General features: G+C 59.4%; 11 protein-coding genes. 3 read left to right on the forward strand and 8 right to left on the reverse strand.

The window, feature by feature from the left end; translation table 11 throughout:
* Nucleotides 1-97: 97 nt before the first annotated feature.
* On the forward strand, nucleotides 98-1,438 hold the full coding sequence (locus EYC95_RS23860; protein ID WP_131062503.1) for a hemolysin family protein: 1,341 nt from the start codon (nucleotides 98-100) through the stop codon (nucleotides 1,436-1,438).
* Nucleotides 1,439-1,578: 140 nt separating this feature from the next.
* Here the strand turns inward: EYC95_RS23860 and EYC95_RS23865 are convergent, their stop codons facing one another.
* From EYC95_RS23865 to EYC95_RS23900, 8 genes are all read right to left on the reverse strand, one after another.
* Nucleotides 1,579-2,475 carry a peptidoglycan DD-metalloendopeptidase family protein gene (locus EYC95_RS23865; RefSeq protein ID WP_131062504.1) on the reverse strand — a complete coding sequence of 299 codons (897 nt, stop codon included), beginning with the start codon at nucleotides 2,473-2,475 and terminating at the stop codon, nucleotides 1,579-1,581.
* Nucleotides 2,476-2,675: 200 nt separating this feature from the next.
* Entirely contained in the window at nucleotides 2,676-3,581 is a 906-nt protein-coding gene (locus EYC95_RS23870) for a response regulator (protein WP_131062505.1), read from the reverse strand.
* A 167-nt stretch (nucleotides 3,582-3,748) separates the two neighbouring features.
* Nucleotides 3,749-4,510: a phosphate signaling complex protein PhoU gene (gene phoU, locus EYC95_RS23875; RefSeq protein WP_007896483.1), complete on the reverse strand. Its 762-nt coding sequence runs from the start codon at nucleotides 4,508-4,510 to the stop codon at nucleotides 3,749-3,751.
* 71 nt (nucleotides 4,511-4,581) lie between these two features.
* The gene (gene pstB / locus EYC95_RS23880; protein ID WP_131062506.1) at nucleotides 4,582-5,415 is read right to left on the reverse strand and encodes a phosphate ABC transporter ATP-binding protein PstB; all 834 of its coding nucleotides are present in this window, start codon (nucleotides 5,413-5,415) and stop codon (nucleotides 4,582-4,584) included.
* 157 nt (nucleotides 5,416-5,572) lie between these two features.
* A complete protein-coding gene (gene pstA, locus EYC95_RS23885) occupies nucleotides 5,573-7,243 on the reverse strand; it encodes a phosphate ABC transporter permease PstA (RefSeq protein WP_131062507.1) in 1,671 nt (556 codons plus the stop codon).
* Nucleotides 7,244-7,258: 15 nt separating this feature from the next.
* The gene (locus EYC95_RS23890) at nucleotides 7,259-9,292 is read right to left on the reverse strand and encodes an ABC transporter permease subunit (RefSeq protein WP_178083851.1); all 2,034 of its coding nucleotides are present in this window, start codon (nucleotides 9,290-9,292) and stop codon (nucleotides 7,259-7,261) included.
* Between the two features lie 408 nt (nucleotides 9,293-9,700).
* Nucleotides 9,701-10,699 (reverse strand): phosphate ABC transporter substrate-binding protein PstS, encoded by a 999-nt coding sequence (locus tag EYC95_RS23895; protein WP_131062509.1) that lies wholly within the window; start codon nucleotides 10,697-10,699, stop codon nucleotides 9,701-9,703.
* A 232-nt stretch (nucleotides 10,700-10,931) separates the two neighbouring features.
* Nucleotides 10,932-12,230: an MFS transporter gene (locus EYC95_RS23900; protein WP_131062510.1), complete on the reverse strand. Its 1,299-nt coding sequence runs from the start codon at nucleotides 12,228-12,230 to the stop codon at nucleotides 10,932-10,934.
* 382 nt (nucleotides 12,231-12,612) lie between these two features.
* Here EYC95_RS23900 and EYC95_RS23905 point away from each other — a divergent pair, with 382 nt between their 5' ends.
* Together EYC95_RS23905 and EYC95_RS23910 are read left to right on the forward strand one after the other, a co-directional pair.
* Entirely contained in the window at nucleotides 12,613-13,017 is a 405-nt protein-coding gene (locus EYC95_RS23905; RefSeq protein WP_007896491.1) for an acyl-CoA thioesterase, read from the forward strand.
* A gap of 57 nt (nucleotides 13,018-13,074) precedes the next feature.
* The gene (locus tag EYC95_RS23910; RefSeq protein WP_131062511.1) at nucleotides 13,075-13,974 is read left to right on the forward strand and encodes a D-hexose-6-phosphate mutarotase; all 900 of its coding nucleotides are present in this window, start codon (nucleotides 13,075-13,077) and stop codon (nucleotides 13,972-13,974) included.
* Nucleotides 13,975-14,181: the final 207 nt, after the last annotated feature.

Here is a 14,181-nt window from a genome sequence, read left to right on the forward strand (position 1 = left end):
ATCACCAAGTCAGCCGCTACATTGGCTGACTTGTGCCTGCCCTTCAGGCACCGCATCGACCCCCTTTTCGAATACACGGAACCCGCAAAACTCCATCATGGACCCTTCCCCTGGCTTGACCCTCGCGACACTCTTCGCCGATTTCGGCATGATTCTTTTTGCTCTGATCCTGGTTTTGCTCAACGGCTTTTTCGTTGCGGCGGAATTTGCCATGGTCAAATTGCGCTCGACCCGGGTCGAGGCCATCGCTGAAAAAAACGGCTGGCGCGGACACATCCTGCGCACCGTTCACAGTCAGCTCGATGCGTACCTGTCGGCGTGCCAATTGGGCATCACCCTCGCCTCCCTGGGCCTTGGCTGGGTCGGTGAACCGGCGTTCGCGCACATCCTCGAGCCAGTGCTGAGCGCCGTTGGCGTAGAGTCGGCCGAAGTGGTCAAAGGTGTGTCGTTCTTCACGGCGTTCTTCATCATTTCGTACCTGCACATTGTGGTCGGCGAGTTGGCCCCGAAATCCTGGGCCATCCGCAAACCCGAGCTGCTGTCGCTCTGGACCGCGGTGCCGCTGTACCTGTTTTACTGGGCCATGTACCCGGCGATTTACCTGCTCAACGCCAGCGCCAACACGATCCTGCGGATCGCCGGTCAGGGTGAACCCGGCCCGCATCACGAGCATCATTACAGCCGTGAAGAACTGAAACTGATCCTGCACTCCAGCCGTGGCCAGGACCCAAGCGACCAGGGCATGCGTGTTTTGGCTTCCGCCGTGGAAATGGGCGAGCTGGAAGTGGTCGACTGGGCGAACTCCCGTGAAGACCTGGTGACGCTGGAGTTCAACGCGCCGCTCAAGGAAATCCTGGCGATGTTCCGTCGCCACAAGTTCAGCCGTTATCCGGTGTACGACAGCGAAAGCCAGGAGTTCGTCGGCCTGCTGCACATCAAGGATCTGCTGCTCGAATTGGCGGCCCTGGACCACATCCCCGAGTCGTTCAACCTCGCCGAACTGACCCGGCCGCTGGAGCGTGTGTCGCGGCACATGCCGCTGTCTCAGTTGCTGGAGCAGTTCCGCAAGGGCGGCTCGCACTTCGCCCTGGTTGAAGAGGCCGATGGCAACATCATCGGCTACCTGACCATGGAAGACGTACTTGAGGTGCTGGTGGGCGACATTCAGGACGAACACCGCAAGGCTGAGCGCGGCATCCTCGCGTACCAACCGGGCAAGTTGCTGGTACGGGGTGATACGCCGCTGTTCAAGGTCGAACGACTGCTGGGCATCGACTTGGACCACATCGAAGCCGAAACCCTCGCCGGGCTGGTCTACGAAACCCTGAAACGGGTGCCGGAAGAGGAAGAAGTGCTGGAAGTCGAAGGCTTGCGGATCATCATCAAGAAGATGAAAGGGCCGAAGATTATTCTGGCCAAGGTGTTGATGCTCGATTGATCAGGAGCTGGCGGGCTTTTGTGGTGAGGGGATTTATCCCCGTTGGGTCGCGAAGCGACCCCGTCGTATTTAGAGGAATTGGGACGGCTTCGCCGTCCAACGGGGATAAATCCCCTCGCCACAATTAATCTCCATCACCTTCACTGTTTGCCGAGCGCAAAGTTCGGCAGACTCCCCACCGGTTGATTGAACTGATACGGAATCGACACCAGCCCCAACCCCGTATTGCGCTGCACCACGAAGTGCAAGTGTGGCCCGCTGCTGTTGCCGGTATTGCCCGACAGTGCCAGCGCACTCCCCACCGCGACCCGTTGCCCCTCGCGAACGCTGACTGAACCTTGCTTGAGGTGCAGGTACACACCCATGGTTCCGTCATCGTGCAGCACCCGCACGAAATTGCCCGACGGATCGGTGCCGCGTCCGGTCTGAGCATTTTCGGTTTTCACCACCACCCCGCCTCGCGCCGCGATGATCGGCGTGCCTTCGGGCATGGCGATGTCCATGGCGTAGCGGTTCTTGGCGCCGAAGTGGCTGTACTGGCCGTTGGCGCCCTGACTCAAACGAAACGGCCCGCCACGCCAGGGCAGCGGATACCGATAGGCCAAGGCGGTCCCTGAAGGGTCGCCCAGGGAATATTCGAACCTTGGGGTGTACGCCAGCGGCTTTCCGGGTTTCGTCGCCGTGAGCAGCGCCAGACGGATGTTGCTGCGCGCCGGCATCACCCGGCGGATCGGTCGGCTCGGCGCGCCACTGACATTGTTCAGCCCGGCAAAACTCAGCTCGATCTCGACCGGCGCATACAGGTCGTTGCGCACGTACACGTTGTCCACGCCCTTCTGCTTCTTGATCTCGAGGTACACCTGGCGCTCAAGGTGCTCAACCATGCGATCACGAAAAACGAACACCTGGGAGCCTTTGGTGGGGCGGTCGCTATAGGAGACCACGCCGTTGGCGTCTTTGGACTTGTAGATAGTCATGGCCACAGCCGAGGTGGAGGCCATGAAAAGACCACAGAAAAACAACAGGCGCGCGAGCATTGGCAAGATTCTGTCGAGTAAGGCCTGGGGAGGAGCCTAGCAGCTGCAATGGACCCGGGTAGTCGGCAGATGTTTCAAATGATCGTTCCCACGCTCTGCGTGGGAATGCAGCAAGGGACGCTCTGCGTCCCACCGAAGCGGACGCGGAGCGTCCGGGGAGGCATTCCCACGCAGAGCGTGGGAACGATCAGCGGTACACGTTACGCGCCGGGTACGAAATGCTTCTGCGCCGTACCACGAGCAATCAGGCGGGAGATGTAGTCGAGCTTCTGCGCATCCTGATCCACAAAGCGGAAGGTCAGTTGCAGCCAGTCGCTGTCGGGTTTCGGTTCAAACGCGACGATGGCGTGCAAGTAGCCATTGAGGCGCGCGACTTCAGCGTTGTCGCCCTGCTCCAGATCGAGCACGGCGCTGTCGAGGACTTGTGGCAGCGTGTCGGTGCGTTTCACCACCAGCAGTGCTTCCTTGATGCTCAAGGCTTTGATCACGCATTGCTGAATGCCGCTTGGCAAACGCAACTGGCCTTGGCCACGACCGCTGGCCGGTGCGGAAGCAGCGACCGGTGCCTTGACCGGCGGGCTACTGAGCAAGCCGCGTGAAGGTGCAGCCGCCGGTGCCGGAGCCGCGACCACGGCAGCCTTGCCGCCGGTCAATGCGCTCAGGGAATCGTTGCCGAAGGCCGAGTTCATTTTGGTCGGTGCACCGTTCATCAAGGCGTCGAGCTTACCGACCTTGTTCAGCGCTTGTTTGACCTTGGTCAGCAGTTGTTCGTTGGTGAACGGCTTGCTGACGTAGCCGGAAACGCCGGCCTGAATCGCCTGGACCACGTTCTCTTTGTCGCCACGGCTGGTCACCATCACGAAGGGCATGGTCTTGAGGTTGTCCTGCTCGCGGCACCAGGTCAGCAATTCCAGGCCAGACATTTCCGGCATTTCCCAGTCGCACAGCACCAGGTCAAAAGCTTCCTTGGCCAGCATGGCCTGAGCCTTTTTGCCGTTGATGGCATCTTCTGTCCGGATACCCGGGAAGTAGTTACGCAGGCACTTCTTTACCAGGTCACGAATGAACGCCGCATCGTCCACCACCAACACACTGATCTTGCTCATCCATCACCCCTCGAAAAAATCCCGGCAAGCATACCGTTTTGCTGATGGCACATTGCCAAAAACCTTCAGTCACGCCGGGACTTTTCGTTCGCGGGTGCTGCTTTTGAAGTCGAAAACCACACAAAAAAACGCCCGGCCAAAGGACCGGGCGTTTTTCTTGGGCAGTCTTACTTATCGTCAGCTTTGCCCGGAACATTAGCGGTTTCGGCACTTGTGCCTTCAACTTCTTCCTTCATGCGCTTGAGGCCCAGGTGACGCACGTCGGTGCCGCGCACCAGGTAAATCACCAATTCCGAGATATTGCGCGCATGGTCGCCGATCCGTTCCAGCGAACGCAGCACCCAGATGATGCTCAAGACCCGCGAGATAGAGCGCGGGTCTTCCATCATGTAGGTCGCGAGCTCGCGCAGCGCGGTCTTGTATTCGCGGTCGATGATCTTGTCGTACTGGGCCACCGACAACGCCAGGTCGGCGTCGAAGCGGGCAAACGCGTCCAGTGCGTCACGCACCATGTTGCGCACCTGGTCACCGATGTGGCGAACCTCGACGTAACCACGCGGCGCCTCGCCTTCTTCGCACAACTGAATGGCGCGGCGGGCGATCTTGGTCGCTTCGTCACCGATGCGCTCCAGGTCGATCACCGATTTGGAGATGCTGATGATCAGACGCAAGTCAGATGCAGCCGGCTGACGGCGGGCCAGAATGCGCAGGCATTCTTCGTCGATGTTGCGTTCCATCTGGTTGATCTGGTCGTCGATCTCACGAACCTGCTGGGCCAGGCCGGAGTCGGCCTCGATCAGCGCGGTCACCGCGTCATTAACCTGCTTTTCCACCAGACCGCCCATGGCCAGGAGGTGGCTGCGAACTTCCTCCAGCTCAGCGTTGAACTGCGCGGAGATGTGATGGGTAAGGCCTTCTTTACTAATCATGTTGGCGTCCTTGGAGCGTCCGGTAAGGTGCGGTGGACCGCAGCGTCAGTTCAGTGAGCAACAACAGCTTCCTAGCCGTAACGACCGGTGATGTAGTCCTCGGTCTGCTTCTTAGCCGGATTGGTGAACAGGGTGTCGGTGTCGCCGAATTCCACCAGTTTGCCCATGTACATGAACGCCGTGTAGTCGGAAACCCGTGCGGCCTGTTGCATGTTGTGGGTCACGATGACGATGGTGAACTTCGATTTCAATTCGTAGATCAGCTCTTCGACTTTCAGCGTGGAGATCGGGTCGAGTGCCGAGCACGGTTCGTCGAGCAGCAGCACTTCTGGCTCCACGGCGATGGTGCGAGCGATCACCAGACGTTGTTGCTGACCACCGGACAGGCCGAGTGCCGATTCATGCAGACGGTCTTTGACTTCGTCCCACAGCGCAGCGCCTTTCAACGCCCACTCGACGGCTTCGTCGAGGATGCGCTTCTTGTTGATGCCTTGAATGCGCAGGCCGTAAACCACGTTTTCGTAGATGGTTTTCGGGAACGGGTTGGGCTTCTGGAACACCATGCCAACACGACGACGCAGCTCGGCCACGTCTTCGCCCTTACGGTAGATGTTGTTGCCGTAGAGGTTGATCGCGCCTTCGACACGGCAGTCATCCACCAGGTCGTTCATGCGGTTGAACGTACGCAGCAGCGTGGACTTACCGCAGCCGGACGGGCCGATGAAGGCGGTCACGCGCTGTTTCGGGATGTTCAAGCTGACGTCGAACAGCGCTTGTTTGTCGCCGTAGAACAGGCTCAGGCCTGGCACTTCGATGGCGACGGTTTCCTGCTCGAGGCTCAAGCTCTGTTTATCGCGGCCCAAGGCCGACATGTTGATGCCGTGGGTATGTGCTTCGTGCTGCATGGGAGGCTCCCTGTGCTAACAAATTCGGTTCGGTTGTCCGCTGGCCTCACAAAATGGGCCAGCGGTGTTGCCGTTCTGTAGGAGCCAGGCTTGCCGGCGAAGGCGTCCTTGAAATCGCCTTCGCCGGCAAGCCTGGCTCCTACAGGGAGCGGCGGTATTAACTATCCAGCGCTTTGTACTTCTCGCGCAGGTGGTTACGGATATAGACGGCCGACAAGTTGAGCGTGGCGATCACCAGCACCAGCAGCAGCGCCGTGGCGTACACCAACGGCCGCGCAGCTTCGACGTTCGGGCTCTGGAAGCCGACGTCATAAATGTGGAAGCCCAAGTGCATGATCTTCTGGTCAAGGTGAAGGTACGGGTAGTTACCGTCCAGTGGCAGCGACGGTGCCAGTTTCACCACACCCACTAGCATCAGCGGCGCCACTTCACCGGCGGCGCGAGCCACGGCGAGGATCATGCCGGTCATCATCGCCGGGCTGGCCATTGGCAGCACGATCTTCCACAAGGTTTCAGCCTTGGTCGCGCCGAGGGCCAACGAGCCTTCACGCACGGTGCGAGGAATCCGCGCCAGGCCTTCTTCGGTGGCCACGATCACCACCGGCACCGCCAGCAGCGCCAGGGTCAGGGAGGCCCAGAGCAGGCCCGGCGTACCGAAGGTCGGTGCCGGCAGTGCTTCAGGGAAGAACAGCCGGTCGACCGAGCCGCCGAGTACGTAGACGAAGAAGCCCAGACCGAACACGCCGTAGACGATAGCCGGAACGCCCGCCAGGTTGTTCACCGCGATGCGGATCAGACGAGTCATGGTGTTCTGTTTCGCATACTCACGCAGGTAGACCGCCGCCAGCACGCCGAACGGCGTCACGACCATCGCCATGATCAGGGTCATCATCACAGTGCCGAAAATCGCCGGGAAGATCCCGCCTTCGGTGTTCGCTTCACGCGGGTCGTCGCTGAGGAATTCCCACATCTTGCTGAAGTAGAAACCGATCTTGGTGAAGGTGCCCATCGCGTTCGGCTGGTAGGCATGAACCACTTTGCCGATGTCGATGACGACTTCTTTGCCGTTGGCATCGCGGGCCGTCAGGCTGTCGCGGTTGAACTGGGCGTGCAGATCGGCAAGACGTGCTTCGATGTCCTGATAACGTGCGTTCAGCTCGGCGCGCTCGGATTCCATGTCCGCTTGTGCGGCGGCGTCGAGGGTGCCGGCCAGTTCCAGCTTGCGACCGTGCAGGCGGATGCGTTCGAGGCCGGCGTTGATCGCGCCGATGTCTACTTTTTCAAGGGTCTTGAGCTGTGCGGCGAGCTCGTTGACGCGGTCAACACGAGCCTGCAACTCAGGCCACGCGGCTTCGCCTTCAGCAATAACCTTGCCTTCCTGTTTGACGTTGACCAGGTAGCCGTAGAAATTGCCCCACTCGCGGCGCTCGATGGCCATCAGCTCCGGCGGCGTCTTCTGGTTGGTCAGCCACTCGCCGACGATCCAGGTGAAGTCGTTGCCGTTCAAGTCACGGTTGCCGACCTTGATCAGCTCGCGGGTCATGAACTCCGGGCCCTGATCGGGCACTGGCAGGCCAGCGCTTTTCAGGCGCTCGCGCGGCACTTCTTCTTTCTGCACGATCTCGCCGATGACCAGGTGATTGGCCTGGCCCGGCACGTCGTAGCTGGCGTGAATCAAGTCCGCCGGCCAAAAATGACCCAGACCGCGCACGGCAATCACCGCGAGCAGGCCAATCGTCATGATGACCGCGATGGACACCGCGCCACCGCTGATCCAGACGCCTGGGGCGCCGCTCTTGAACCATCCGTTCAGGGAGTTCTGTTTCACAGACTTCTACCTTTCTTAAAGCGACGAGTATTTCTTGCGCAGACGCTGACGAATCAGTTCCGCGAGGGTGTTCATGACGAAGGTGAACAACAGCAGCACCAGCGCCGAGAGGAATAGCACGCGGTAGTGGCTGCCGCCGACTTCCGATTCGGGCATTTCCACCGCGACGTTGGCGGCCAGCGTTCGCAGACCTTCGAACAGGTTCATTTCCATGACCGGCGTGTTACCGGTGGCCATCAGCACGATCATGGTTTCACCGACCGCACGGCCCATGCCGATCATCAGTGCCGAGAAGATGCCCGGGCTGGCGGTGAGGATCACCACCCGCGTCATCGTCTGCCACGGCGTGGCACCGAGGGCCAGAGAACCGAGGGTCAATCCGCGAGGCACGCTGAACACGGCGTCTTCGGCGATGGAGTAGATGTTCGGGATCACCGCGAACCCCATGGCCAGACCGACCACCAGAGCGTTGCGCTGGTCGTAGGTGATGCCCAGGTCGTGGGAGATCCACATGCGCATGTCGCCACCGAAGAACCAGGTTTCCATGTACGGGCTCATGTACAGCGACAGCCAGCCCACGAACAGGATCACCGGAATCAGAATCGCGCTTTCCCAGCCGTCCGGCACTTTCAGGCGGATGGACTCAGGCAGGCGGCTGAAGACGAAACCGGCCACCAGAATGCCGATCGGCAGAAGCATCAGCAGGCTGAAGATGCCCGGCAAATGTCCTTCCACATACGGAGCGAGGAACAGGCCGGCGAAGAAACCGAGGATCACCGTCGGCATCGCTTCCATCAGCTCGATCACCGGTTTGACCTTGCGACGCATGCCCGGGGCCATGAAATACGCAGTGTAGATCGCAGCGGCAACGGCCAGTGGCGCGGCCAGCAGCATGGCGTAGAACGCGGCTTTCAGGGTGCCGAACGTCAGCGGCGACAGACTCAGCTTGGGTTCGAAGTCGGTGTTGGCGGCGGTCGATTGCCAGACGTATTTAGGCTCGTCGTAGTTCTCGTACCAGACCTTGCTCCATAACGCGCTCCAGGAAACCTCCGGGTGCGGGTTGTCGAGAAGCAGCGGTTGCAGCTTGCCGCCCTGCTCCACAATGATGCGGTTGGCCCGTGGCGACAGACCGAAAAGGCCTTGGCCATCGACCACTTGATCCACCAGCAAGGTGCGGTGAGCGGTGCTGTGGAACACGCCGAGCTTGCCTGCAGCGTCAAGAGCAACAAAGCCTTTGCGACGTTCTTCGGCGGTGATTTCAATGATTGGCGTAGTGCCCATCTGGAAGGTGCGAATCTGCTTCAGACGCTGCTCGCCATCCGGGTCGCGGGCCATGAACCACTGGGCCAGACCGCCCTTCGAATCACCCAGGATCAGCGAGATACCGCCGACCAATTGAGTACTGGCGGTAATCTCGGCATCGCCATTTTCGAGCAGCTTGTAACGACCGTTGAGGCTCTTGTCACGCAGGCTGAATACGTCGGCCTGGGCGCGACCGTTAATCACGTACAGCCATTGCTGGCGCGGGTCGACGAAGATGTTCTTCACCGGCTCGGTCATCTGCGGCAGATCGATGCGCTTCTGCTCGTTGGTGATTTCGCCGGTCATCATGTTTTCTTCGCTGGTCAGCGATAGAACATTGAGTTGCGCACCGGTCGAGCCGACAAGCATCAGCGTGGTGTCGGTGGCGTTGAGGCTGACATGCTCCAGCGCACCGCCCGCCTCGTTCAGCGCTATCGGGGTTTCGCCGTACGGGTACTCGATGGCTGGCGTGATCGTCTTCTTGCCATCCGGGTAGCTGACTTTATAGGTGTGACGGAACACCAAGGCCTGGCCGTTGGAGAAACCCATCGCTACCAGCGGATGACCGGGCTGGTCTTCACCGATGGAAGTGACGCTGGCACCCGCCGGAACCGGCAGATCGACGCGCTTGAGTTCGGCGCCACTGTCGATGTCGAAGAACAGCGCCTGCCCTTTGTCGGAAACCCGCATGACGACCTGATTCTGCTCTTCCAGTGAGATCATCAACGGCTTGCCGGCGTCTTGCATCCAGGCCGGCGTGATGGCGTCCTTGGTCGTCAGGTCGGCACCCTGGAACAGAGGGAAGACGATGTAGGCGAGGAAGAAGAAGATCAGCGTGATCGCGCCGAGAACGGCAAGGCCGCCCACGAGGACGTACCAGCGGGTCAGGCGATCTTTGAGCGCGCGGATGCGGCGCTTGCGTTGCAGCTCAGGCGTATTGAAATCAATTCGCTTGGGAGGATTAGTAGTCATGGTGGAATTGGCCAGATCATTCATGCGCACACCCTAGCGATCCTGTATGACAGAAAGATGACAGTGCAGTGACGCAACAAATCCGCCGCCAGAGGGAACTGGCAGTGGATCAAAAATTTGGGGGTGTAGGAGCGGGCGTACCCGCTCCCACTGGAGCCCGGAAATCATCCCGGACTCAAGGTGTTACTTCTTTACGACGTTGCCGCCTTCTTGCAGACCCAGGTCAGCCAGTGCTTTTGCAGCAACCTTGGCCGGCAGTGGGATGTAGCCGTCTTTCACTACAACTTCCTGACCCTGTTTGGACAGAATCAGCTTCACGAACTCGGCTTCCAACGGGGCCAGAGGCTTGTTCGGGGCTTTGTTGACGTAAACGTAGAGGAAACGCGACAGCGGGTACTTGCCGTTCAGGGCGTTTTCTTCGGTGTCTTCGACGAACTCGGTGCTGCCTTTCTTGGCCAGAGCTACCGTCTTCACGCTAGCGGTTTTGTAGCCGATGCCCGAGTAACCTACGCCGTTCAGCGAAGAACTGATCGACTGTACGACCGAAGCCGAACCTGGTTGTTCGTTGACGTTTGGCTTGTAGTCGCCTTTGCACAAGGCTTCTTCTTTGAAGTAGCCATAGGTGCCCGATACCGAGTTACGACCGAACAGTTGAACCGGCTTGTTCGCCAGGTCGCCGGTCACACCCAGGTCACCCCAGGTTTTCACGTCGGTTTTAGCGCCGCACAGACGAGTGGACGAGAAGATCGCGTCGACTTGCTCCATGGTCATGTGCTGGATCGGGTTGTCTTTGTGCACGAACACAGCCAGGGCATCCACGGCAACCGGGATAGCGGTTGGCTTGTAGCCATATTTGGTTTCGAAGGCCTGCAGCTCGTTGTCCTTCATCTTGCGGCTCATCGGGCCCAGGTTAGCGGTGCCTTCAGTCAGCGCAGGTGGCGCGGTCGACGAACCGGCAGCCTGAATCTGGATGTTTACGTTCGGGTATTCTTTTTTGTAGTTCTCAGCCCACAGGGTCATGAGGTTGGCCAGGGTATCGGAGCCGACGCTGGACAGGTTGCCCGACACACCAGTGGTCTTGGTGTAGCTCGGGATAGCAGGGTCAACAGCGGCAACCGCGTTGGCAGTCGCAACGCCAGCAGCGACAAAAGTCATTGCCGCCATCAAACGCTTCAGTTTCATGCCTTACTCCTAGCAGATAGGTGTGTTAAGTCGGGGCCAAGTATCAGCAGGCCGTGTGAACACTCTATGGCTGAAATATGACAATTAGATGAAAGGCCAGCATTCGATGTTTTGAAGGGATACCGCGTCATCGTTCTTCGCGGGCAAGCCTCGCTCCTACAGGAAATACGCCATGTTGGAATTAATGCATATCCTGTAGGAGCGAGGCTTGCCCGCGAAGGCGTCAGTCGGCTTAGCGGCCCTTCTTCCAGAGGTAAGCGCCTACCAGAATCCCGACCCCACAAATAATCGCCACGTAGTACGCCGGACCCATCGGGCTTTCCTTGAGCAGCAGCGTCACAACCATCGGCGTCAGCCCACCAAAAATCGCATAAGCCAGGTTGTAGGAGAACGACAACCCGCTAAAGCGCACCACCGCCGGAAAGGCTTTTACCATCACGTACGGCACTGCACCGATGGTGCCGACCAGGAAGCCTGTCAACGCGTACATCGGGTACAGCCAGTCCGGGTGATTGAACAGGCTGTGATAGAAAGTCCACGAGCTGAACAACAGCGCAGCACTGCCAAACACGAACACTCGACCAGCACCGAATCGATCAGCCAAAGCACCGGACGCCACGCAGCCAAAGCTCAGGAACACAATCGCCAGGCTGTTAGCCTGCAACGCCGTGGTCGGCGAGAAGTGGTAAACGGTCTGCAGCACGGTCGGGGTCATCAGAATGACCACGATGATGCCGGCGGACAGCAGCCAGGTCAGCAGCATGGAAATCAGGATCGCACCGCGATGGTCGCGCAACACAGCGCGCAGCGGCACTTCTTCGGCCAGGGCTTTGCGCAGTTGCAGCTCGGCGAATACCGGGGTCTCGTGCAACCAGCGGCGCAGGTAGACCGAGAACAGCCCGAACACGCCGCCCAGCAGGAATGGGATCCGCCAGGCGTAATCGGACACTTCCAGCGGGGTGTAAATGCTGTTGATCGCGGTGGCGACCAATGAACCCAGGAGGATGCCAGCCGTCAGACCGCTCGTCAGAGTGCCGCAGGCATAACCGATATGACGCGCCGGGACGTGTTCGGAAACGAATACCCACGCGCCCGGCACTTCCCCCCCAATTGCCGCGCCTTGAATCACCCGCATCAGCAGCAACAGGATCGGCGCCCACATGCCGATCTGCGCATAGGTCGGCAGCAAGCCCATGATCAGGGTCGGTACCGCCATCATGAAAATGCTCAGGGTGAACATCTTCTTGCGGCCCAGCAGATCGCCGAAGTGCGCCATGACAATGCCGCCCAGCGGACGAGCAAGGTAGCCGGCGGCGAAGATGCCGAACGTCTGCATCAGGCGCAGCCACTCGGGCATGTCCGCCGGGAAGAACAGTTTGCCCACCACTGTGGCGAAGAACACAAAGATGATGAAGTCGTAAAACTCCAGCGCGCCACCCAAGGCAGACAGCGATAAAGTCTTGTAGTCGCTACGGGTTAACGGTCGTGCAGGCTGGGTCGGCTGCGCGATGCTAGAGGGCGCTGTGGTCATGGCAAGGGCTTCTCTTATAGTCGGATCTGCAACCCCAACAACGCTGGCGGGGGCTTGGGCAGGTCCGGCACGATAGCAAATTGTTCGAAAAAGCACATAGAGGTGCATATTTGACGGTCAAAATGAGAACCGGACGGTCGTCTCGGAGTCTACCGACCGATATACTCGCTGCGTTGCAGCATTTGTAAGGGGTTGCTGTGCGAAAACGCGCTGGCTGTCAGGCAAGGTATTTGCCTGGTTCAGTCGCTTTCGCAGAGTTTCCCTTTAGGCGCCTTACGAAAAACGTGACGGACGTAGTATGTTCGGGCTGAATCGTTTTTCCTTGAGACGGCTATTCACGTGAAGTACTTATGAAGAGTCACGGGTCAGAGGCACCCCCGGCATGATAGAGCTCGAACAAGAAGATCCAATTCCGCAAGGCGACCTGGCCCTGCAAATCACCGCGCTTCCGCGTGAAACCAACGGATTCGGCGATATCTTCGGCGGCTGGCTGGTCGCACAGATGGATCTGGCCGGCACCGCAATGGCCAGCAAAGTCGCTGGCGGACGCGTGGCGACCGTTGCAATTGATCGCATGGCGTTCCTGGTTCCGGTAGCGGTGGGCGCTCAGCTCTCCTTCTATACCCAGGCGCTGGAAATCGGCCGCAGCTCGATTCAGATGATGGTCGAAGTCTGGAGCGACGATCCGCTGTCCAGCGAGTGGCGTAAAGTGACTGAAGCCGTGTTTGTGTTTGTCGCAATCGATGGCAGCGGCCGTACCCGTTCGGTTCCTCCGCGCGCGCGTTAAACACCGCAACGTTTCTGCGGTCCATTGCAGTCATTGTTCCTGATCGAGAGTTGCCCCATGAGCACGCCCAACGTTGAAGCCGTGAAACTGGATGAACTGAACTGTTGGCGCATCCGCCACGGTCAGGCCGAATTGCTGGTTGCCCAGCAAGGCGCGCACATCCTCAGTTATCAATTGGCCGGCCAACCGCCGCTGATCTGGCTGAACGACGAGGCTGTGTTCAAGACCGGCAAGAGCATCCGTGCCGGCGTTCCGGTGTGCTGGCCGTGGTTTGGCAATTTCCCGCGCAACCCGCAAAGCGTCCAGGCGATGCGCGTGAGCAACGAACCGCCAACCGCCCACGGTTTTGTCCGGGCGATGGATTGGGAACTGGGCGGTATCGAAGCCGAGGGCGAGAGCCTGAACGTGCAATTCATCCTGCCCTACCCTGAAGGCGGCTTCCCTGGCTGGCAACATCAGGTGGATCTGAAGCTGAGCATTCGTCTGGATGAGCAACTGCACATCAGCCTGACCAGCCACAATCGCGGCACTGACAAAGTCACCATCAGCCAGGCGCTGCACAGCTATTTCGCGGTCAGTGATGTGCGTAATGTGCAGGTCGAAGGGCTGGATGGCTTGAGTTACATCGAGACGCTGGATGACTGGAAAACCAAGGCTCAGACCGGTGAGCTGCGTTTTACCGGCGAGACTGATCGCATCTACCTCAATACCCCGGCGAAGCTGAGCATTGTCGACCCGGCGTGGGAACGACGCATCGAGCTGACCAGCAGTGGTTCGCGCACGGCGGTGATCTGGAACCCGTGGATCGAACGCGCGGCGGCGTTCAGCGACATGGCAGACGATGGCTGGCAGAAGATGCTATGCATCGAGACGGCGAATGTGATGGATGACGTGGTGACACTGGCGCCGGGGGCGAGCCATACACTGGGCGTGAGCATCGGCAGCAAACCGCTGTAACACCGCAAAACCAATGTGAGAGCGAGCCTGCTCGCGATGAGGCCATAACATCCAACATCAATGTTGACTGTTAAACCGCCATCACGCCCTGAGCCTTTCCGTCAACGCGGTTTTGCTGTGTCCAGCTCGCTGGTCAACGGTGAGCCGTGCCGGAGCAAGGCCTGTAAATAAACCTTTTCGTCGTACACGGTACTGGTCTTCCAGCAC

The sequence above is a fragment of the Pseudomonas sp. BGI-2 genome, from assembly GCF_004310295.1.
Lineage (GTDB): Bacteria > Pseudomonadota > Gammaproteobacteria > Pseudomonadales > Pseudomonadaceae > Aquipseudomonas.

Excerpts from the sequence above, each read along its gene's own strand:
- EYC95_RS23860 (WP_131062503.1), top strand. The coding sequence starts at position 98 with ATGGACCCTTCCCCTGGCTTGACCCTCGCGACACTCTTCGCCGATTTC.
- EYC95_RS23865 (WP_131062504.1), bottom strand. The coding sequence starts at position 2,475 with ATGCTCGCGCGCCTGTTGTTTTTCTGTGGTCTTTTCATGGCCTCCACC.
- EYC95_RS23870 (WP_131062505.1), bottom strand. The coding sequence starts at position 3,581 with ATGAGCAAGATCAGTGTGTTGGTGGTGGACGATGCGGCGTTCATTCGT.
- phoU (WP_007896483.1), bottom strand. The coding sequence starts at position 4,510 with ATGATTAGTAAAGAAGGCCTTACCCATCACATCTCCGCGCAGTTCAAC.
- pstB (WP_131062506.1), bottom strand. The coding sequence starts at position 5,415 with ATGCAGCACGAAGCACATACCCACGGCATCAACATGTCGGCCTTGGGC.
- EYC95_RS23890 (WP_178083851.1), bottom strand. The coding sequence starts at position 9,292 with ATGCAAGACGCCGGCAAGCCGTTGATGATCTCACTGGAAGAGCAGAAT.
- EYC95_RS23895 (WP_131062509.1), bottom strand. The coding sequence starts at position 10,699 with ATGAAACTGAAGCGTTTGATGGCGGCAATGACTTTTGTCGCTGCTGGC.
- EYC95_RS23900 (WP_131062510.1), bottom strand. The coding sequence starts at position 12,230 with ATGACCACAGCGCCCTCTAGCATCGCGCAGCCGACCCAGCCTGCACGA.
- EYC95_RS23905 (WP_007896491.1), top strand. The coding sequence starts at position 12,613 with ATGATAGAGCTCGAACAAGAAGATCCAATTCCGCAAGGCGACCTGGCC.
- EYC95_RS23910 (WP_131062511.1), top strand. The coding sequence starts at position 13,075 with ATGAGCACGCCCAACGTTGAAGCCGTGAAACTGGATGAACTGAACTGT.